At 59.3% G+C, this 18560-nt stretch carries 22 protein-coding genes and 1 pseudogene; 6 read left to right on the forward strand and 17 right to left on the reverse strand.

Annotation, left to right across the window (positions count from 1 at the left end; all coding sequences use genetic code 11):
- Positions 1-7: 7 nt before the first annotated feature.
- Positions 8-313: an NIPSNAP family protein gene (locus tag RDL77_RS18360; RefSeq protein WP_288194140.1), complete on the forward strand. Its 306-nt coding sequence runs from the start codon at positions 8-10 to the stop codon at positions 311-313.
- Here the strand turns inward: RDL77_RS18360 and RDL77_RS18365 are convergent, their stop codons facing one another.
- Positions 314-1327, reverse strand: coding sequence for an endonuclease/exonuclease/phosphatase family protein (locus RDL77_RS18365; protein WP_288194142.1), 1014 nt, complete (start codon positions 1325-1327; stop codon positions 314-316).
- 579 nt (positions 1328-1906) lie between these two features.
- Positions 1907-3415: an AMP nucleosidase gene (locus tag RDL77_RS18370; RefSeq protein WP_223611356.1), complete on the reverse strand. Its 1509-nt coding sequence runs from the start codon at positions 3413-3415 to the stop codon at positions 1907-1909.
- 170 nt (positions 3416-3585) lie between these two features.
- On the opposite strand from RDL77_RS18370, the gene RDL77_RS18375 reads away from it, so the two are divergent.
- Positions 3586-4287: a glutathione S-transferase N-terminal domain-containing protein gene (locus tag RDL77_RS18375; protein WP_223611355.1), complete on the forward strand. Its 702-nt coding sequence runs from the start codon at positions 3586-3588 to the stop codon at positions 4285-4287.
- Positions 4288-4320: 33 nt separating this feature from the next.
- Here RDL77_RS18375 and RDL77_RS18380 read toward each other — a convergent pair whose 3' ends face one another.
- The 4 genes from RDL77_RS18380 to RDL77_RS18395 form a co-directional block, all read right to left on the reverse strand.
- The gene (locus RDL77_RS18380) at positions 4321-4725 is read right to left on the reverse strand and encodes a GFA family protein (RefSeq protein ID WP_288194143.1); all 405 of its coding nucleotides are present in this window, start codon (positions 4723-4725) and stop codon (positions 4321-4323) included.
- A 27-nt stretch (positions 4726-4752) separates the two neighbouring features.
- A complete protein-coding gene (locus RDL77_RS18385) occupies positions 4753-5541 on the reverse strand; it encodes a DUF899 domain-containing protein (protein WP_288194145.1) in 789 nt (262 codons plus the stop codon).
- 61 nt (positions 5542-5602) lie between these two features.
- Positions 5603-6079 (reverse strand): SRPBCC domain-containing protein, encoded by a 477-nt coding sequence (locus RDL77_RS18390; protein WP_223611352.1) that lies wholly within the window; start codon positions 6077-6079, stop codon positions 5603-5605.
- Between the two features lie 509 nt (positions 6080-6588).
- Positions 6589-6936, reverse strand: a complete 348-nt coding sequence (locus tag RDL77_RS18395; protein ID WP_223611351.1) for a DUF2147 domain-containing protein — start codon at positions 6934-6936, stop codon at positions 6589-6591.
- 170 nt (positions 6937-7106) lie between these two features.
- On the opposite strand from RDL77_RS18395, the gene RDL77_RS18400 reads away from it, so the two are divergent.
- Together RDL77_RS18400 and RDL77_RS18405 are read left to right on the forward strand one after the other, a co-directional pair.
- On the forward strand, positions 7107-7274 hold the full coding sequence (locus RDL77_RS18400) for a hypothetical protein (protein ID WP_288194146.1): 168 nt from the start codon (positions 7107-7109) through the stop codon (positions 7272-7274).
- Positions 7275-7407: 133 nt separating this feature from the next.
- Positions 7408-7674 carry a sel1 repeat family protein gene (locus RDL77_RS18405; protein WP_223611350.1) on the forward strand — a complete coding sequence of 89 codons (267 nt, stop codon included), beginning with the start codon at positions 7408-7410 and terminating at the stop codon, positions 7672-7674.
- Between the two features lie 175 nt (positions 7675-7849).
- Here the strand turns inward: RDL77_RS18405 and RDL77_RS18410 are convergent, their stop codons facing one another.
- A complete protein-coding gene (locus tag RDL77_RS18410) occupies positions 7850-8710 on the reverse strand; it encodes a LysR family transcriptional regulator (RefSeq protein ID WP_288194147.1) in 861 nt (286 codons plus the stop codon).
- A gap of 131 nt (positions 8711-8841) precedes the next feature.
- Positions 8842-9030, reverse strand: a complete 189-nt coding sequence (locus tag RDL77_RS18415; RefSeq protein WP_288194148.1) for a hypothetical protein — start codon at positions 9028-9030, stop codon at positions 8842-8844.
- Between the two features lie 497 nt (positions 9031-9527).
- On the opposite strand from RDL77_RS18415, the gene RDL77_RS18420 reads away from it, so the two are divergent.
- The gene (locus tag RDL77_RS18420; RefSeq protein ID WP_223611347.1) at positions 9528-9773 is read left to right on the forward strand and encodes a hypothetical protein; all 246 of its coding nucleotides are present in this window, start codon (positions 9528-9530) and stop codon (positions 9771-9773) included.
- Positions 9774-9853: 80 nt separating this feature from the next.
- Here the strand turns inward: RDL77_RS18420 and RDL77_RS18425 are convergent, their stop codons facing one another.
- The 7 genes from RDL77_RS18425 to RDL77_RS18455 all read right to left on the reverse strand — a co-directional run bounded on the left by RDL77_RS18425 (position 9854) and on the right by RDL77_RS18455 (position 16875).
- Positions 9854-10381 carry a Dps family protein gene (locus tag RDL77_RS18425; RefSeq protein ID WP_223611346.1) on the reverse strand — a complete coding sequence of 176 codons (528 nt, stop codon included), beginning with the start codon at positions 10379-10381 and terminating at the stop codon, positions 9854-9856.
- A 194-nt stretch (positions 10382-10575) separates the two neighbouring features.
- Entirely contained in the window at positions 10576-12585 is a 2010-nt protein-coding gene (locus tag RDL77_RS18430; protein WP_288194162.1) for an acetyl/propionyl/methylcrotonyl-CoA carboxylase subunit alpha, read from the reverse strand.
- A gap of 20 nt (positions 12586-12605) precedes the next feature.
- Positions 12606-14213 (reverse strand): carboxyl transferase domain-containing protein, encoded by a 1608-nt coding sequence (locus tag RDL77_RS18435; protein WP_288194150.1) that lies wholly within the window; start codon positions 14211-14213, stop codon positions 12606-12608.
- Between the two features lie 8 nt (positions 14214-14221).
- Positions 14222-14605, reverse strand: a complete 384-nt coding sequence (locus RDL77_RS18440; protein ID WP_288194152.1) for a type II toxin-antitoxin system VapC family toxin — start codon at positions 14603-14605, stop codon at positions 14222-14224.
- Complete coding sequence (locus tag RDL77_RS18445; RefSeq protein WP_288194153.1) at positions 14602-14991, reverse strand: AbrB/MazE/SpoVT family DNA-binding domain-containing protein; 390 nt, start codon at positions 14989-14991, stop codon at positions 14602-14604. Before RDL77_RS18445 ends, RDL77_RS18440 begins: the two co-directional genes overlap by 4 nt.
- Positions 14992-15089: 98 nt before the next feature.
- On the reverse strand, positions 15090-16253 hold the full coding sequence (locus RDL77_RS18450; RefSeq protein WP_288194154.1) for an isovaleryl-CoA dehydrogenase: 1164 nt from the start codon (positions 16251-16253) through the stop codon (positions 15090-15092).
- A gap of 1 nt (position 16254) precedes the next feature.
- The gene (locus RDL77_RS18455) at positions 16255-16875 is read right to left on the reverse strand and encodes a TetR/AcrR family transcriptional regulator (RefSeq protein ID WP_288194155.1); all 621 of its coding nucleotides are present in this window, start codon (positions 16873-16875) and stop codon (positions 16255-16257) included.
- A 213-nt stretch (positions 16876-17088) separates the two neighbouring features.
- Between RDL77_RS18455 and RDL77_RS18460 the strand changes: the two genes are divergently transcribed.
- Positions 17089-17544: a hypothetical protein gene (locus tag RDL77_RS18460; protein WP_288194157.1), complete on the forward strand. Its 456-nt coding sequence runs from the start codon at positions 17089-17091 to the stop codon at positions 17542-17544.
- 51 nt (positions 17545-17595) lie between these two features.
- Here the strand turns inward: RDL77_RS18460 and RDL77_RS18465 are convergent, their stop codons facing one another.
- Positions 17596-18012 carry a DUF423 domain-containing protein gene (locus RDL77_RS18465; protein ID WP_288194159.1) on the reverse strand — a complete coding sequence of 139 codons (417 nt, stop codon included), beginning with the start codon at positions 18010-18012 and terminating at the stop codon, positions 17596-17598.
- A 99-nt stretch (positions 18013-18111) separates the two neighbouring features.
- Positions 18112-18321: pseudogene (locus RDL77_RS18470) on the reverse strand (pyridoxal phosphate-dependent aminotransferase); the annotation flags it as partial.
- Between the last annotated feature and the right edge of the window lie 239 nt (positions 18322-18560).

An 18560-nucleotide genomic window follows, 5' to 3' on the forward strand; every position in this document is an offset into this window, starting at 1 on the left:
TTTACCCGTGATCACCTGCTATCTCAAATATGTCATCGATCCCTACAAGCTTGCCGAATTCGAGGAATATGGCCGCCGCTGGATCGCGCTCGTCACTCGCCTGGGCGGAAACCATCACGGCTATTTCCTGCCGAGTGAAGGGGCAAGCAACATCGCCTATGCGATGTTCAGCTTTCCCAGTCTTGCTGACTATGAAACATACCGGCAGCGCATGGCAAAAGACTCCGAATGCCAGGCGGTGTTTGAAATGGAAAAACACAATCGCAGCATCGTCAGCTACGAGCGCAGTTTCCTGAGGCCGGTATTCGAATAATCACTGCGTCAGCATCACGGTCTGCAGATCCGGACCGTCATCGGCCGCCGCATCGATTGCAAACCGCAGGAGCAGCGGCAGGTGATCCGAGCCGACAGGCGCGAGCGTTTCGACGCTTACGCCCGAGATGCGGCTTGATACGAGAATATGATCAAGCGGCAGGCCGATCCATCTGGCCGCTTTCGCCAGCGTGCCGTTGATCAGCCAGCTCGGGCGCAATCCATCCACCGGCATGGTTTTGCTTGCCGCCGCGATCTGGCGAACGGTTTGGCTCCATGGTGCCGCATTGAAGTCACCGGCAACAATCATCGGCCCCTGCAGCCGTTCGAAATAGGCGCGCATTTCCTCAACATTATCAGGTTGCGCAAACGGCCAGGGCCAGTCTAGGTGCAGGGCGGCAACCAGTGCGGTGCGGCCGCCGAAGTCAATCCGGGCGAGGCCGGCAAGGGCGTTGCCGATGCATTGCGGCGTCGTGCCCAGCGCAAAGGGGCGGCGGGAGAGGATGGCCACGCCACCGATGCGTTTGCTGCTGGGGCAGTAGAGATTGTAGGGATACCGCGCTTCGATCGCCGCGAGCTTCGGCCGCCAGCTGTCCGAAACCTCCTGCAGGGTGATGACGTCGGGGCTCTGCTGCGCAATCAGACGGATAACCTCCGTCTGGTCGGCATTGTCAAAGCGAAGGTTCAACTGCAGCAGCGTGTATTGCGGCTGGCCGGATGGCGTGGCGGCTTGCGGCGTTCCGGCTGATGCGGGCGCGGGAGCTGGGGCCAGCACGGTCGACAGGGCCATGACCGCCAGAATGATGGTCATCAGGCTTTCCCGCCACAACCCCATGAAAAGGGCTGGCAGTGCCGTGAGGATCATGAGCGCGGCGAGGTGCATGCGGAAGTGCGCGAATGCATCGAAAACCGGATGCACGGAACCGAAAAATCCGAGCACCAGCGGTACCGACAGCAGGACCGGTACAAGCACGGCCGCGAGCTTCACCCAGGATGATTTTGTCGTTGTTGTCATGGTCACGCATTAAACGGTCAATTGCGACGCAATCAAGATGCGGAATGTCAGATCGCGTTCTCCGCTCATTCAGCAACGAGCCATCGCCGCAACCTCCAAATGCACACCGTCTTCAACATTCAACTCTGCATGCGTTGCTGTTTTCGCGGGATTTGCAAAGGTGTCCATCACTCAGGCGTTTGAGAGTGAAGCAGCACGCACCGAGCCAGCCGGTACATCGGGACGATGGGCCGCCTCGCCTGCAGCGTCACGCGCCATAGGCGCGTAAGAGACGCTGCAAAACTTAAAGTTTGCGTGATCTTTTCGAAAATCATTCTGATTTTCAGATCACGCAAGGGGCAATGGCCTTGCTCTCAAAACTGGAGGTGAGGCGATGTGGTATCTGCCACTGAGCATCACACTGGAAGTGAAAAAAACCCGGAGCAGCTGGTCACTGATCCTCCGGGTTCAATTCACTATCTAGAAAAAGGAGGTGGGCGAAAGCCCATCTCCACTCCAGAAGAATACGGCATTTCGCCCTTGTTTCCAAGCAACAATCGCCAAATCGTCAGGCCATCCGCCGAGAAAAGCTCGTCTCTGCTACTGGAAGGCCATCTCGAAGAAGCTGCGCAACTTGCGCGAGTGCAGTTTTTCCGGCGGCATTTCCGCCAGTTTCTCCAGCGCACGGATGCCGATCTGCAGATGCTGGGCGACCTGACGCTTGTAGAACTCCGTTGCCATGCCCGGCAGCTTCAATTCGCCATGCAGCGGCTTGTCGGAGACGCACAGCAGCGTTCCATAGGGCACGCGGAAGCGGAAGCCGTTGGCGGCAATGGTCGCCGACTCCATGTCGAGTGCAATGGCGCGCGATTGCGACAGGCGCTTCACCGGTCCGCGCTGGTCGCGCAGTTCCCAGTTGCGGTTGTCGATGGTGGCAACCGTGCCCGTGCGCATGATGCGCTTCAGATCATAGCCCTCAAGTCCCGTGACTTCGGCGACCGCCTGTTCGAGCGCCACCTGCACTTCAGCCAGCGCCGGGATCGGCACCCAGACCGGCAGGTCGTCATCGAGCACGTGATCCTCGCGCACATAGGCATGGGCCAGCACATAGTCGCCGAGCGCCTGTGTGTTGCGCAGACCGGCGCAGTGGCCGAGCATCAGCCACGCATGCGGGCGCAGAACCGCGATGTGGTCCGTGATGGTCTTGGCGTTGGAGGGGCCGACGCCGATATTGACCATGGTGATGCCGGCATTGTCTTTCTTCGCCAGATGATAGGCAGGCATCTGCGGCAGCCGTCCAATCGGCACGCCCGAAGTCGGCGCGTCGTCACCGGCTTCGGTGATCAGGTTGCCCGGTTCGATGAACCGCTCGTAGCCGCCGCCACCCTCGGCCATCAGCCGCCGCGCCAGGGCGCAGAACTCATCGATGTAGAACTGATAGTTGGTAAAGAGGACATAGTTCTGGAAATGCACCGGGCGGGTCGCGGTATAGTGCGACAGGCGATGCAGGGAATAATCCACGCGCTGCGCCGTAAACGGCGACAGCGGCATGATCCCGTCAATATCGTCGGTCTCATATTCGCCATTGACGATCCGGTCATCCGTGGCGTTGAGATCGGGAACATCGAAGAGATCGCGCAGCGGGCGCTGGAAAGCATCGGCAACCGAGGATTCCACATAGGTGCCTTCAAGGAAGGCAAAGTGGATGGGGATCGGTGTCGTGGATTCCTGCACCGTAACCGGGCCGCCATGATTGCGGATCAGCAGCCTGATCTGTTCTTCCAGGTAGCTTTCGAAAAGATCGGGCCGGGTGATGTTGGCCGAATACTGGCCGGGTGCCGAGACATGGCCGAAGGCGAGGCGGGAGTCGATCTGCGCATAGCTTGACGTGGACAGGCGCACTTCCGGATAGAAGGCGCGAAAATGCGTGTTGTTTTCCACTTCGCCCTTGGCGACCTTGTCGAAGCCATCGCGCAGAAACTGCGTGTTCCGCTCGTAAAGGGCGATTAACGCCTGCACGGCGGCTTTCGCGTCGGTGAATTCTTCGGGTTCAACATGGGGCGGCATGCTGATGGCGACGGGTTTCTTTATTCCGATTCGATTGTTCATGCTCTTAATATAGTGAAATCGGATGTCAGTTGGGAGATGGCAAAAAGCCTGAAATTTCAATTCGGTTCAGGCCGCCTGCCAAAGCCGGCCGGAAATCGGCCACCGGCTATTGCGATCGGGCATCGGGCACTTATGTTTGACCGGATAGATTAAGCTCCCAGGAGATCGATATGACGACGCAGACCAAGCCAATTGAACTCTACTACTGGCCGACACCCAACGGCTGGAAAATTTCCATCATGCTGGAAGAGCTTGGGGTTCCCTACGATCTCAAGCTGGTCAATATCGGCAAGGGCGAACAATTCGAACCGTCATTCCTCAAGATCGCGCCCAACAATCGCATGCCCGCGATCATCGATCCGGAAGGGCCCGGCGGCGAACCGATCTCCGTGTTCGAATCCGGCGCCATCCTGCAATATCTCGGACGCAAGTTCGGCAAGTTCTATCCGCAGGACGAGCGCAAGCGCGTCGCCGTGGAGGAGTGGCTGTTCTGGCAGGTGGGCGGCCTCGGGCCCATGGCCGGGCAGGCGCATCATTTCCGGCAATATGCACCGGAAAAGATCGAATACGGCATCAACCGCTACACCAACGAGGTCAACCGTCTGTATGGTGTGATGAACCGGCGTCTGGAAGGCCGGGACTATCTTGCCGATGCCTATTCCATCGCCGATATGGCGTCGTTCGGCTGGGTTGTCTCCCACGCCAATCAGGGGCAGGATCTCAATGATTTTCCCAATCTCAAGCGCTGGTTTGAAGCCATAAGCGCCCGCCCTGCCGTTCAGCGGGGCAGGGATCTGGGCAAGGAAGCGCGCCGCAATCTCGCCGACGACAAGGAAGCGCAGAAAATCCTGTTCGGCCAACGGGCGCGCTGACAGGCGAGCCATTGTCAGGGGCAGGATCATCCCCTAGAGGTGCCGCGTCTCCGTCGGCGCCTCTCCCCAGTTGTCGTGCAAGCCGTCCTGATATTGCACAGGGGCTGCCAGCAGTTCTTCCAGTGAAAGGTCATCGAGAACGGACAGGTTGACGGCATAGAAGGGCCCGCCCATCACCTCCAGGTTGCCCTGTCCGAACGGCTTGACGCCGCAGGTCCTGCAGAAGGAATGCGTGATGGTCTTGCTGCCGAACTGGTATTGCGTGAGATTGTCGGCGCCTGCGAGGATCTGTACGGCATCACCGCCGGTAAAGGCTTTCCAGAACCGCAGCTTGGCACAGAACGAGCAATTGCATTTGCTCGTGCCGGCATCGAGATCGATCGTGCATTCGAAACGCACGGTCTGGCAATGACAGCTGCCATGATAGGTTTTTTTCATCGGATATCTCCGCTGGAGTGATCGAAATCAGTGACAGCAGCTATCGTCGGCGGATTTGGCCGCACCGGCATATTCGTCATGGCGCTTGACCCAGTTCTTGCCGAGACCGCCAAGATCGGGCGTGCCATCCCAGCCCTCCTGCCGGCCGAGCGGCGTCAGGTCGAGATAGTTGTAGGTGCCAAGCTGCAGGTCGCCGCCGCGTCCATAGCTTGAATAGGTGTGGTAAACCGTATCGCCGTCGCGCAGGAAGACACTGGTTCCCGGCTGTTCGCCCCGCATGAACCAGGGCATGCCCTTGCGCTCATATTCCTCGGCCGTGGTGTAATTGTAGATGGGCGGCGCGACCGTCTCGTCCAGCGTGACATGGAAATCATAGTTGAAATCGCTGCCATGGGACGACAGCCACGGGAAGGTCCAGCCCATGCGTCTTCTGTAAGCTTCGATTTCGGCGAGGGGCGCGCGCGAGACCACCACCAGCGTGGTGTCGCGGGCGTGCAGATGCGCCAGATTGCCGATACTGTCGGCAAGGAAGGAGCAGCCGGGGCAGCCTTCGCCTTCGCCCGGTCCCAGCATGAAATGATAGACGATCAGCTGGCGGCGCCCCTCGAACAAATCGGACAGGCCGAGCTTGCCCTTCGGTCCCTCAAACACATAATCCTTGTCGATCTGCACCATCGGAAGTGCACGGCGCTCGCGGTTCAGGGCATCGCGCTGTTTGGTGAAGGCCTTTTCCTTCAGCAGAAAGGCCTTTCTGGCCTTGTCCCACTCGGCGCGGGAAACAACCTTGCGGTCGTCCGGGTGTGCATGGGTGTTCATCGTTTCCTCCTTGATATTGGCTCAAGCGATAATCAGTCCGTGAGCGGGGGGCATGCGCTCCTCAGTGAAGGCGGCCCAGCGGCTCGACATAGGCCTCCAGCCGTTCCATGCATTCGGTCCAGCCATTCTCATGCGAATCCCGGTCGTCGGCGGAATCGAACGGTGCCTGATGGAAGACGAGCCGCGTGCGCTGTCCCTGCGCGCTCATGGTGACGGTTACCAATGTCTGCGGCCCGCGCAGGCCATCGCTATCCTCCCAGGCAAAGGTGAAGACGATCCGCTCCGGCTCGACGATCTGGGTGTAGCGGCCGACCATCCAGGCGTCCTCGCCATCGGGAGAGCGGATGGACGAGCGATAGGCACCGCCCTCCCTGAAATCGATCTGGCAGTTCGGACAGGTGAAATTCTTCGGGCCCCACCAGCGCACGACATGCTCCGGCTGTGACCAGACCTTGAAAACGAGCGCCACCGGCGCATCGACGATCCGGACGATTGTCAGTTCGCGATCATTGTCCCTGCGGGCCAGCGCTGCGGTCATGGTTCCTCTTCCTTCCCATTCCGAACCGATCATATCTAACTCATAGGTTAAATAACCTTTTGGTTTAATACACTCTGATTTTGCCAACGTCAACATTGCCGGGGCTTACTTTTTTGCGTCACACATTTTCCTTGGAAAGCGCCACATCCGGCATCAGTTTCCGCTCCGGCAAGGACCGCCTTGCGATTCACGATTCCGGAGACGCAGATGAGACATGTCAGGTCATATTACACGCCGCGCTGCACGTGTTGGGTCCATGCCGGTTGTTCCGGCCCTGTCGCTGTCGATCAGACCGGCGGGCGCAGCGAAGGAGCGGGATATCGAAGCCGCGTTCAAAGACCTGGAGAGGGCAAGCGGTGCACGCCTTGGGGTTTCGGTGCACGATACGGGCAGCGGTAAGCGCATCGCAAGACGGCGCAACCCGGCCGGGCCGGCCATATCTGATGCAAGCAAACAAAAACCCCGCGAGAGCTCTACGCTTTCACGGGGTTTGGCATGCCGTCTGAAAATTACTGGCGTGTCAGGCTTTCGCTCTTGCAGATGAGCCCGCCCAGCACGCAACCGGACAGGGACAGGGTGTTGCCGCTGACGCTGGCCTTGCCATTATAGGTCTTGCCCTCGTCGAGCTTGTTGACCTGTCCCTTGTAGGACCCGCCCTTGCCGGACATCTCGCCGATGGATTTGCCCTTGTACTCGCCGGTCAAGACCGTGCCGCAATACTTGTCGGCGCCGCAGGACGAGTACTGGATGAGCGTGCCGGTCGGCCGCTTCCACGTGCCGACGATCGGTTCCTCGGCCAGTGCCGGACCTGCCATCAATACAACGCCGGCGCATGCCAATAAGAGTTTGCGATTCATATGTTCCTCCCAATAAGGGTTGTGCGGCAAATGGGATCTCTCCGCGTCCATTTGCATGTCCCTTACGTAAACGTAATTCAAAAAAATCCTGAAAGGAAGCCTTATGCGCGCTCGCAGCCGGGGTTTTTTGCAGGCAGGCGTTGCGGAACGGCGAGGAGATTCCCGTGTGAATGGCTCTAAGCCCGGCAAAAAGAAGCTGTGCCTTGGTTAGCAAAGGCTTGAAATCGGACAGCGGCATTTTAAGCGAATTTGATCCAAATGCCTGCAATTGCTGGGGCGATATATTTAATGAATTCCGAAGTTTACCAGTTGTTTTTGTTTTGTTTGGCTCCAGTTAATCATGCCCCTTAACAGCAATTTGAGGGCTGTGTGGCATTCTCGAAAACATCGAAAGAGCACGCCAAAACAAACAAATCAGGCGGTTCTCAGAAGTCTAACAGGGCTTATCGGTTTAAACAGGGACTCGGTAAAATGGCACGCTTTGATCTTCAGAATATCGATGCCGGACATGTCGGCGGCACCGCAGAAACGGACATCCTCTTTGAAATGGGCATCATGTATGCCACGGGCCGTGACTGTGCCGTTGATCATGTCGCCGCGCATAAATGGTTCAACATTGCGGCAATCAAAGGCAGCGACCGGGCTGCGGAACTGCGCGCCGAACTGGTGAAAACCATGTCCAAGGCCGATCTGGCGACGGCCATGCGCGAAGCCCGCGAATGGATGACCACGCACTGAACTGCCGATGCTTGGTGCGTGGTTCGACAAGCTCTCCATGAGGGAGGTGGTTTGGTGCAAGGTTAATCACAAACGTTGCAGAACGTAACTCCCTGCAATCCTCACTCTTCCTCATGGTGAGCTTGTCGAACCACGCATGAGCGCTCAAGCCACAGCGGCACGAGACAACAATGGCTCAGCCCGTCGGCTGGAACGCATCGCGGATCACCTTGGCCATCCCGTCAATCGCGGGGCTCATCATCCGCGGATTGCGCCGCAGCACGACATTTGATGAATCAATGACCGGAAATCCCTCTGCTTCCGTCAGTTCACGGCAGCCCGGCGGAATATTGCTGCGCGCGAGCGGGGCGATGGCAAGGCCAGAAACCGCTGCTATTTTCAAGCCTCCGCCCGTATCGCAGCTATAGGCCACGCGATAATCGATCCTGTTGCGTTCCAGCGATCCCATGGCGAATTTCCTGCACCAATCCGATCGCTCGTAGATCGCGATGGGAACGGGCGTGATTTCATGCACGCAATGCACCTCCGAGGTGACCCAGACAGTCGGGTCGACAAACAGAACCTCGCCGGTTGCCGGCGGCTCCCAGTTGAATATGACGGCAAGATCAAGCTCGTCCGCATCCAGTGCGGCCAGCTGTTGCGCCGAATATCCGCATTTGACCGTTACTTCCACCTGCGGATGCTGGCTGGCAAAGGCGGCGAGGGCGCGCGGCAGGATCGTGTAGCCATATTCTTCGGGAAGGCCGATCCGCACGGGGCCGCCAAGCGGCTTGGCCCGGATCGTCGCCATGGTTTCATCCAGCAGCGCGACGATGCGCTGCGCGTTGACGAGCAGTGCTTCGCCCTGCGCGGTCAGCGCAACGCCGCGCGAGCCGCGGGCAAAAACGCTTTCTCCCAGAACCTCCTCAAGCCGCTTGATCTGGACGCTCACGGCCGATTGCGTGCGCCCGATCCTTTCCGCCGCGCGGGTGACATTGCCGGCCGTTGCCACGGCCAGGAACGTGCGGAGCAGATCGCTGTCGAGCGGCGGGTTCATGGTGTTTCCTGCAATTAAAATTTCGAATGACAGGCATAATTTCTATTCGTTTGATGTATGTCAATGCTTGCGTCAAGCATGGTGACTATTCGCCATTCGAGACCAGCTCCATGTCTGTTTTCTGCTTGTTTTCAAATCTTTGGAAGGGTTTGCGGATCGCTGATCGCGAGGCTCGCCAACTCGCGGTACTGTCGCGCAAGCCGGGTGAACATTTGCTGCGTGATGCCGGCATCACGCGCCAGGACGTAGCCGGGATCGCCTGCTGTTATCGCCTGAAGCGGCTGCAGGTACTCCTGCGGCACTCGAACCAGCCGTGCCATTGATACGGCTGCCGGTTCGACGCTGAACACTCTTCTTCGGCAATTCCACATTATTGACGCAATCAGGACGAGATTATTGCTGTGATTGCAACCTGGCCGTTAGACTGTATCGCGGTGAGGGGGCATTGTTGTCATGGGAGCGTCGCGGCAACCCGGCAGGTCTGAGTTACCGGCCTGATTTCAGGGGGCGGCTGCACATTCGGGAGAATCTGGAGGAAGATGCTTTGAATTGTCACAGTAATGCAAATATTTTCTTCTAAACGATGTGTAGTATAAAGTTTTAATTCAGATATATATTTATCATATTAGAATTGATTTTGTAACAATGCTCATTTTTTATGTTGTTTTGTCTTTTTGTTATGAATTTCTGTGATGGGCTATGATTAAACCTATCATTAGAATTATGATAGTTAATTCGATTTAATGTGGTTTTTTAGTGAGACTTTCGCAACTCTTAGGGGTTGCGAACACCGGGATATCAGCTAAGTAAACAGTTTATGGAATTTTTGATTCTTAAAGAAGATGGGGAAGTTATGCAGGACGAGCTTGGGGCATTATTATCAAGGTTGAGCCATGCTCAAAAAGAGTTGATAATTTTGACTGCAAAGACCAATGCTTTTCCTGACAATAATACCTTGAAAAGGATAGCCACACTGGCGTTGAACATTTCCGCCGTGGAAGCCCTGATTGCCGATACGCAAAACCGCGACAAACGCGCGAAAATGACCAAGGCGAACGATTAAAAGGATTGAACGGCATGAACCCCTGTTGCCGATAGAGGCGCTGTTCATGCCGTTCTGTCGATAAAACCGTTTTCAGCACATCAGACGCTGGCAGGACCGGTGCGGGTTGCTTCGAACAGGAACCAGTGGCGGCGCTCGGATTCATCGATGTAATTCTCGATGATGCTCGTGGTGGCACTGTCATGGTATTCGCTGCAAAGCTCATGCACCTGCCGCAGATAGCTGATAAAGCTCTTCGTGTCGTCGCGCAGTTCGGCCAGCATGTCCTCAGGCGTCACGAAATTGGCGTCGTTGTCGAGCAGGCGCTGCTGGGCGGAAATCTGCCCGATGGAGCGCAATGTTGTGCCGCCGATCTTGCGCACGCGCTCCGCCAGAACGTCGGTCATGTCAAAAATCTGGGCGCCCTGTTCATCCAGCATCAGGTGATAATCGCGAAAATGCGGCCCGCTCATATGCCAATGGAAGTTTTTCGTTTTCATGTAGAGCGCGAAGGTATCGGCGAGCAGCGCGTTGACGGCGGCTGCGATGTCGCGGGTCGCGTCCGCGCCGAGATCGGTGGGCGTTGCGGTGGGCGCGCGTTTGATCGTCTGCAATGATTTGGTAGCCATGGGTCGATCTCCTCTGCTGTGAATGGGAAATTCTTACGACTTGAGTAGGCAAGTGGTGCTAGCGGTCCGATTCTGACATTTGCATCCCTTCGATACATTCGCATGCCGCGCGTCATGTCAAATGGGATGCGAATGTCAAATTCGTTCCACTCGTCACAGATATACGACTAGCACGACTGTTTGTCATTTCTGCTTCAAATCTTGGTCAACGCGGCGACTTCCGCCTCTTCGAAGCGCACAAGGGCCGTCTTCTCCTTGACTTGAGCCCCTTCGTTGACGATCTCGGCAATTTTTCCGTCATGCGGAGCGGTGATGGAATGTTCCATCTTCATGGCCTCCAGCACCAGGAGAACCTGTCCCTTCCTGACGAGATCGCCGGCAGAGACCCGGACGGATTTCACCAGACCCGGCATCGGCGCGGTCAGCCGGTCACCCGCACCTCCGGCCTCGTCGGCCTGCTGCAGGGGATCAGGCACGGCAAAAATTGCCACCACGCCCCTGGCGATGACCGCAATGCCTTGCGGTATTGCCGCGGTCTTCGCCCGCAGGTTGATGCCCTTGCCGGTGATGTGCCAGCCGCTGCCATCGCGCCGCACCCGCAGGTCAAGGGTGGCGTCGGCTACAGCGACCTCGAAGCGATCGTCATCCAGAACCGTAATGCCATAGCGGAGCGTATGGCCGGGCTCGCCCAGCGTAACCGGGTATTGCGGCGGCGCCAGATGGCTGTAGCCGCGCAGTGCCGTCCAGGGATCGTCGGAGGTGACCTTTGTCAGAAGGCCGCTGGCATAGAGCACGGCCAGCTCCTTTGCGCCCGCCGGCATGGCCACGGGAACGACCAGACTGTGAAGATCCCGGTCGATCAGGCCGGTATCGACATCACCGGCGGCAAAACCCGGATGCCGCGCCAATGCGGCGAGAAATGCTGCATTGGTGACCGTTCCGGCAATCTCCGTGTTCAGAAGGGCGTCTTCCATGGCTTGCAGCGCGGTCGCGCGATCTTTGGCGTGAACGACGATCTTGGCAATCATCGGATCGTAATAGGGGGAAATGGTGTCGCCCGGGCGCACGCCGGTCTCAATCCGCACCGTGCCTTCCCTGACGGCAGCGGGAAAGGCGAGGTGATGTAACGTGCCGATGGCTGGCAGAAAACCCTTGGCCGGGTCTTCCGCATAAAGCCGCGCTTCCACGGCGTGGCCATTCAGCGGGATTTGCGCCTGCGTCAGCGGCAGGGGGTCGCCTGCTGCCACGCGCAGCTGCCATTCCACCAGGTCAAGCCCGGTGATCATTTCGGTCACGGGATGCTCGACCTGCAGCCGCGTGTTCATTTCCATGAACCAGAAGCCGTCCGGCCGCAGGCCCTGGCTGGCATCGACGATGAATTCGATCGTGCCCGCGCCAGAATAATGGATGGCCTTGGCCGCCTTCACGGCGGCGTCGGTCATCGCCGCGCGCATCTCCGGCGTGATGTCGGGAGCAGGGGCTTCCTCGATCACCTTCTGGTGGCGGCGCTGCAGCGAACAGTCGCGTTCATAGAGATGCACGGCATTGCCGTGATTGTCGCCGAACACCTGCACTTCGATATGGCGCGGCTTGGAGACGTATTTTTCCACCAGCACACGGTCATCGCCGAAAGCGCTCTTGGCTTCGCGCCGGGCGCTGCCCAGCGCTTCGGCGAAATCATCGGGGCTGTCGACCTTGCGCATGCCCTTGCCACCACCGCCGGCGCGCGCCTTGATCAGCACGGGATAGCCGATCTCGCGCGCCTTGGAGGCGAGCACGACGAGTTCCTGTGCTTCACCGTGATAGCCGGGAACGACAGGCACGCCCGCCTTTTCCATCAGCCGCTTGGCGGCGTCCTTCAGGCCCATGGCGCGGATGGAATCGGCCGAGGGGCCGATGAACACCAGTCCGGCCTTGACCACGGCATCGACAAAGCCGGGGTTTTCCGACAGGAACCCGTAGCCGGGATGAATGGCTTCGGCGCCCGTATCGATGGCCGCCTGAATGATGCGGTCGGCGCGCAGATAGCTTTCCGATACGGAGGAGCCGCCGATATGCACGGCCTCGTCGGCCATTGCCACATGCAGCGCATCGGCATCGGCGTCGGAATAGACGGCAACGGTACCGATACCCATCTTCTGCGCCGTGCGGATGACCCGGCAGGCAATTTCACCGCGATTGGCAATGAGGATTCTGGAGAACATTTTTGTCATGGTTTTTCTCCTTACATCCTGAAGATACCGAATGTGGTATCCTCCACGGGTGCATTCAGGGCTGCGGAAAGTGAAAGGGCGAGAACCTCGCGGGTTTTGGCCGGGTCGATGATGCCGTCGTCCCACAGGCGCGCCGAGGAATAGAGCGGGTGGCCCTCGCGCTCGTATTTTTCCAGGATCGGCGCGCGGAAGGCTGCCTCGTCGGCCGCGGGCCAGTCACCGCCCTTGCGTTCGATCCCCTCGCGCTTGACCAGCGCCAGCACCGTTGCCGCCTGTTCGCCGCCCATGACGGAAATGCGGGCATTGGGCCACATCCACAGGAAGCGCGGCGAGAAGGCGCGGCCGCACATGCCGTAATTGCCCGCGCCGAACGATCCGCCGATGATCATCGTCACCTTGGGCACGCGCGCCGTGGCAACCGCCGTCACCAGCTTGGCGCCATCCTTGGCGATGCCGCCCGCTTCATAGGAACGGCCCACCATGAAGCCGGTGATGTTCTGCAGGAAGACCAGGGGAATGCCGCGCTGGGTGCACAGCTCGATGAAGTGCGTGCCCTTCAGCGCGCTTTCGGAAAACAGCACGCCATTGTTGGCGATGATGCCGACCGGCATGCCATAGAGATGGGCAAAGCCGGTGATGAGGCTGGTGCCGTAATTCTGCTTGAACTCATCGAATTCGGAACCGTCGACCACGCGGGCGATGACTTCGCGCACGTCGTAGGGCTGGCGCAGGTCCGTGGGCACGATGCCGTAGAGTTCATGCGGATCGTAAAGGGGCGGACTCACTTTGCGAAGGTCGAGCCCTATCACCTTCTTTCGATTCAGGTTTCCGACGATGCGCCGGGCGATGGCAAGGGCATGGGCATCGTCCATGGCATAGTGATCGGCAACGCCGGACTCGCGCGTGTGCACCTCGGCGCCGCCAAGGTCTTCCGCCGTCACGTCCTCGCCGGTCGCGGCCTTCACCAGTGGCGGGCCTGCGAGAAAGATGGTCGCCTGACCTTTGACCATGATGGTTTCTTCCGACATGGCCGGCACGTAGGCACCGCCCGCCGTACAGGAGCCCATGACCACCGCGATCTGCGGAATACCCGCCGCTGACATGTTCGCCTGGTTGTAGAAGATGCGCCCGAAATGCTCGCGGTCCGGGAAAACCTCGTCCTGGTTCGGCAGGTTCGCGCCACCGGAATCGACGAGATAGATGCAGGGGAGGTTGTTCTGCAGCGCGATTTCCTGCGCGCGCAGATGCTTCTTCACGGTCAGCGGATAATAGGTGCCGCCCTTGACCGTGGCGTCGTTGACGACAATCATCACCTCCTTGCCGGACACGCGCCCGATACCGGCGATCAGCCCCGCCGATGCAACATTGTCGCCATACATGTCCCAGGCGGCAAACTGGCCGATTTCCAGAAAGGGCGAACCGGGATCAAGCAACTGTACCAGCCGGTCGCGCGGCAGCAGCTTGTTGCGCGCGGTGTGGCGCTTGCGCGCTTCGTCGGTGCCGCCCTTGCTCACCAGCGCAGCCTTGGCCTTGATGTCATCGACAAGGGCGCGCATGCGCTCCGTATTGGCGGCAAAGGTTTCGGATGTGGTGGTGATCTGGGACTGAAGTATGCTCATGTATTCTCCTATCGGATCACTTCGATGTGGCAGCCGACATCAAGGTCAGCCCAGGCGCGGTCGGTGGTAATGGCAGTGGCGCCTTCCCGTATGGCAAGAGCAAGGCAGGCGCGGTCGCCGAGAGAAAGACCCTTGTGGCGGGTTGCGGGGCGCAGCAAGGCGGCGGTCAGTGCGAGATCCTTGTCGAAATCAACATACCGGACACTGTGTCCGGTCATCAGTGCATCGGGAACGGCAAGGGAAAGGCCCTTGTCGGCGCAGGCGGCCATGATCTCGGCCAGGTTGACGGTCGTGCAGAGCGCGCCGGAAAGGCAGGCCTGCGCACGGTCTGCACCGGGTTCTTGCAAGAGAACGGCCAAAACAGCTGACGCATCAAGAACAATCCTCGTCATTTCTTCTGCGCCTTGGCGATTTCCGCAGCTTCGCGCGCCAGCCTGTCAAACCGCGCATCGGAAGCGCGTTGTTCGGCCAGTCTGTCCGCAATGAATTCGTCCACCAGACTGACACCCGGCCTTTTGAGCTTTTCGGCGCTCTCCCAGATCTTTTTCAGCGTCGCACTCTGGGAGGCAACCTGAAGATAACCGTCGACCATGCGCAGGGCGACGGTGTCGCCCGGCTTCACGTTCATGAGCTTGCGCATCTCGGCCGGGATAACCAAGCGGCCGCCATCACCTATCGTAGCAGTCACAGCCCAGGAAAACGGTGCCGACGTGGCGTCGGTATCGTGGTCAAACGCTTGCGATTCCTCACGGAAACCTTCATTCTTCTTGCGTGCCATTGTTGAAGACCTCTTTGAGAACAATGGAAGAAACCTGCCATCATTCATAAAACATGGCAATTCTACCAAAGAATGACATAAAATAGAATTCATGCCATTCAGGCGCTCTCCCCGAACATTTCGCGCCCGATCAGCATGCGGCGGATTTCGCTGGTGCCTGCGCCGATTTCATAGAGCTTGGCGTCGCGCAGCAGGCGTCCTGTCGGGTAATCATTGATGTAACCATTGCCGCCCAGCGCCTGGATGGCCTCCAGAGCGCACCAGGTGGCCTTTTCCGCCGCATAGAGAATGCAGCCAGCGGCATCCTTGCGCGTGGTCTCGCCGCGGTCGCAGGCGGCAGCCACCGCGTAGACATAGGCACGCGAGGCGTTCATCGTCGTGTACATATCGGCAAGCTTGCCCTGCATCAGCTGGAATTCGCCGATCGGCTGGCCGAACTGCTTGCGCTCATGCACATAGGGCACCACCACGTCGAGGCAGGCGGCCATGATGCCGAGCGGACCGCCGGCAAGCACGACCCGTTCATAGTCGAGGCCGGACATGAGGATGCGCACGCCCTTGCCCTCTTCGCCGAGCACGTTCTCGAACGGGATTTCGCAATCTTCGAACACCAGTTCGCAGGTGTTGGAGCCGCGCATGCCGAGCTTGTCGAGCTTTTGCGCCGTGCTGAACCCCTTGAAACCCTTCTCGACCAGAAACGCCGTCATGCCGCGCGACCCGGCGGCGGGATCGGTCTTGGCGTAGACCACCAGCGTATCGGCATCGGGACCATTGGTGATCCACATCTTGTTGCCGTTCAGCACATAGCGGTCATTCTTCTTGTCGGCGCGCAGCTTCATCGACACGACGTCGGAGCCCGCGCCCGGCTCGGACATGGCGAGTGAGCCCACATGCTCGCCCGAACACAGCTTCGGCAGGTATTTCGCCTTCTGCGCGTCCGTGCCCCAGCGGTTGATCTGGTTGACGCAGAGGTTGGAGTGCGCGCCGTAGGACAGGCCGACGGACGCCGATGCCCGGGAAATCTCTTCCACGGCAATGGCATGGGCGAGATAGCCGAGGCCCGAGCCGCCGAAATCCGGGTTTGCCGTCATGCCGAGCAGGCCGAGCGCGCCCATTTCCTGCCAGAGATGCATGGGGAACTGGTTGGACCGGTCCGTTTCGGCGGCAAGCGGTGCGATGCGTTCCTGCGCGAACCGGTGCACCGTCTCGCGCAGCGCTTCGAGATCATCTGAAAGTCCAAATCGCAGACCTGACTGATACATGCTACTCTCCCATGTCCTTTGTCGTGACATTCTTGGCGCCCACAAGGCGCAATCCCATAGTGACGTATTTTTCCGCAATCTGCGTGACAGTAAGCCTGTCATCCGGGCGAAACCAGACATTCACGCCGGTGGTCATCGCAATGATGGCCCGGGTCGTCAGCGGAATGTCGTCGATATCGAATTGACCGGACGTGCTGCCCGCCTCGAGGATCAGCCGCAGCTCGTTCTCGTAGACCGCCCGCAATTCCACCAGAATGGCCAGCTTGTCACCCTGCAGGCTGCGCAGCTCCATATTGGCAATGTGCACATCGTCCGGGCGCTCCACGTGATAGCGGATGTGAAAGCGGATGAAGGCGGCAAGCCGCTCCAGCGGCGTGGTCAGGGTCTGGCTCTCGGTCCGCCAGGCCGCCAGCAGCCGGTCCATGTGGTCGCGCATCACGGCGAACAGCAGTTCCTGCTTGGTCGGGTGATAGCGGTAGAGGGCCGCCGCCTGAACACCGACCTTTTCCGCCAGCTGGCGCATCGACATGGCCTCGTAGCCGACCTTGGCAATCAGCCGCCGTGCCGCGAGGTGAATCGCAGCCTGGGTCTTCTCGCCGTCTGAGCCAATTGTTCTCGCCATAGGATATTAATAAAACGAACGTTCAATTCATTCAAGAGGCAAATTCAACCCTCGATACTGGTTTGCACAACTGGGAGACGAAGGCTCTCAGACGAAGTGATAAGAGGCGTCCGATGGTGCCGCGGCGCAAAATCGGGTAGATTCAGTTCATTGCCAGTCTTCAATAGGCCTTTGATTGAATAGCGTTTTTCATAAGACTGAGAGTTGAAAAGCATGGTTGGTCGAGAATTCAAACATCTGTTGCCTGCGCTGGCCGCTGCAATTGTTCTGCTGGCAGGGGGTGTGCCGGCGCAGGCCGTTTCAATGAAGGAGTGCAGTGCCAAGTACAAAGCTGCGCAAGCGGCAGGCAGCACAACGGGCTGGAACGAATTCCGCAAGCAGGAATGCGCAAAAGCGGCGTCTGCGGCGGCGGAAACTGCGTCACCGGAGGCAAAACCGGAGATTGCGCCAAAGGCCGCCCCGACGGCCGGACTGCCGAAATCACTCGTGTTTCCGGGCGCCGTTTCCAGCAAATTTGCGGCGGAGAAACCGGCCAAGGCGCGCATGCACACCTGCCTGGAGCACTATCACATCAACAAGGACAACAATACGCTGGGGGGCATGCGCTGGATCGAGAAAGGCGGTGGTTACTACAAGCTGTGCAACAACAAGCTGAAGGGAATAAGCTGATCTCGCCGGTCGTCAGACGGCAGAGCGTCATATCTCTCTGTATCGTGGCAGCTATTTCCTGAAATCGAATGTGCGGAAGGCTGTGGCGGCAACGAGCAGCCAGCCGAGAATGAGCAGTGTACCGCCGGCGGGTGCGGCGCCGGGGAACAGGCGGTCACCGGTGATATCGCGGGAGGCAAGATCGCCGATGAACAGGAGGAGGCCGAGCAACAGCGCGAGGCCGCCGCCATAGGCTGCGCGGCTGATTTTCGCCAGCACCGCGAGGGCGAGGAAAGCCGGGGCGTGGATGAACAGGATGGGCGCAATGGTTGCCATATGCGGACTGGCGCTGTGCGCGGCGGCTGCATAGGCGGCGATGCCAGCGGCGCCGATCAGGCCGCCGAGGCCGGCGAATGTCCGGTTGAGGTCGTGCCGGTGCGGGGTGCCGCTGTTGGTATCCCCAAGGTGGGTGTCGCCATTCAATGCCATGTTCGGTTCCAGTCTATGTCGGTGCAGCTGTGGTCTGCTTTCCCAGTGTGCTTTTCAGATCTGTTTCCCGGATCTATTTCCCAGATCTATTTCCGAGATCTATTTCAATGCGGCCAGCGTCTCGGCGAGCTTTTCCTCGAACAGGTCCAGTTCCTCCTCCAGTCCGACACTGACACGAATGCAGCGGTCAAGCACGGGGGCCATGGGCTTGCGGACGAAAATGTCGCGCTCGATGAGACCACTCAGCACGCTGGCGGCATAGGCACCATCGCGCCCGCAGTCGATGGCGGCGAAATCGGTGGCGGGGGGGTGGGCGGCCCCGGGGTGCCCGGGGGGGGCGCTCGGCCGGAGGGTGGGCGGCGGGTCCGGTGGCCTGGTCTTGGGGCGGGGGGCCGTCGGGGGGGGGGGGGTCGGGGCCCTGGGCTTTTTTTTTGCCCCGCCTCCCCCGGGCCGTCGGTCGCGACGCCCGCAGTCGCGGCAACCGCCGCTGGTACACCACCGGCCCGCTGGGGCTTATCACTCGCCCTTTCTGTCGATAAGTCGATAAC

The organism is uncultured Phyllobacterium sp., from assembly GCF_902479695.1.
Lineage (GTDB): Bacteria > Pseudomonadota > Alphaproteobacteria > Rhizobiales > Rhizobiaceae > Phyllobacterium > Phyllobacterium calauticae.

Coding starts and splice junctions, on each gene's coding strand:
- RDL77_RS18370 (WP_223611356.1), bottom strand. CDS start 3,415: ATGAACAATCGAATCGGAATAAAGAAACCCGTCGCCATCAGCATGCCG.
- RDL77_RS18445 (WP_288194153.1), bottom strand. CDS start 14,991: ATGGCACGCAAGAAGAATGAAGGTTTCCGTGAGGAATCGCAAGCGTTT.
- RDL77_RS18400 (WP_288194146.1), top strand. CDS start 7,107: ATGGCTCTAAGCCCGGCAAAAAGAAGCTGTGCCTTGGTTAGCAAAGGC.
- RDL77_RS18465 (WP_288194159.1), bottom strand. CDS start 18,012: ATGGCATTGAATGGCGACACCCACCTTGGGGATACCAACAGCGGCACC.
- RDL77_RS18385 (WP_288194145.1), bottom strand. CDS start 5,541: ATGAACACCCATGCACACCCGGACGACCGCAAGGTTGTTTCCCGCGCC.
- RDL77_RS18410 (WP_288194147.1), bottom strand. CDS start 8,710: ATGAACCCGCCGCTCGACAGCGATCTGCTCCGCACGTTCCTGGCCGTG.
- RDL77_RS18440 (WP_288194152.1), bottom strand. CDS start 14,605: ATGACGAGGATTGTTCTTGATGCGTCAGCTGTTTTGGCCGTTCTCTTG.
- RDL77_RS18435 (WP_288194150.1), bottom strand. CDS start 14,213: ATGAGCATACTTCAGTCCCAGATCACCACCACATCCGAAACCTTTGCC.
- RDL77_RS18390 (WP_223611352.1), bottom strand. CDS start 6,079: ATGACCGCAGCGCTGGCCCGCAGGGACAATGATCGCGAACTGACAATC.
- RDL77_RS18405 (WP_223611350.1), top strand. CDS start 7,408: ATGGCACGCTTTGATCTTCAGAATATCGATGCCGGACATGTCGGCGGC.
- RDL77_RS18425 (WP_223611346.1), bottom strand. CDS start 10,381: ATGGCTACCAAATCATTGCAGACGATCAAACGCGCGCCCACCGCAACG.
- RDL77_RS18455 (WP_288194155.1), bottom strand. CDS start 16,875: ATGGCGAGAACAATTGGCTCAGACGGCGAGAAGACCCAGGCTGCGATT.
- RDL77_RS18365 (WP_288194142.1), bottom strand. CDS start 1,327: ATGACAACAACGACAAAATCATCCTGGGTGAAGCTCGCGGCCGTGCTT.
- RDL77_RS18375 (WP_223611355.1), top strand. CDS start 3,586: ATGACGACGCAGACCAAGCCAATTGAACTCTACTACTGGCCGACACCC.
- RDL77_RS18415 (WP_288194148.1), bottom strand. CDS start 9,030: ATGGCACGGCTGGTTCGAGTGCCGCAGGAGTACCTGCAGCCGCTTCAG.
- RDL77_RS18420 (WP_223611347.1), top strand. CDS start 9,528: ATGGAATTTTTGATTCTTAAAGAAGATGGGGAAGTTATGCAGGACGAG.
- RDL77_RS18450 (WP_288194154.1), bottom strand. CDS start 16,253: ATGTATCAGTCAGGTCTGCGATTTGGACTTTCAGATGATCTCGAAGCG.
- RDL77_RS18395 (WP_223611351.1), bottom strand. CDS start 6,936: ATGAATCGCAAACTCTTATTGGCATGCGCCGGCGTTGTATTGATGGCA.
- RDL77_RS18430 (WP_288194162.1), bottom strand. CDS start 12,585: ATGTTCTCCAGAATCCTCATTGCCAATCGCGGTGAAATTGCCTGCCGG.
- RDL77_RS18380 (WP_288194143.1), bottom strand. CDS start 4,725: ATGAAAAAAACCTATCATGGCAGCTGTCATTGCCAGACCGTGCGTTTC.
- RDL77_RS18460 (WP_288194157.1), top strand. CDS start 17,089: ATGGTTGGTCGAGAATTCAAACATCTGTTGCCTGCGCTGGCCGCTGCA.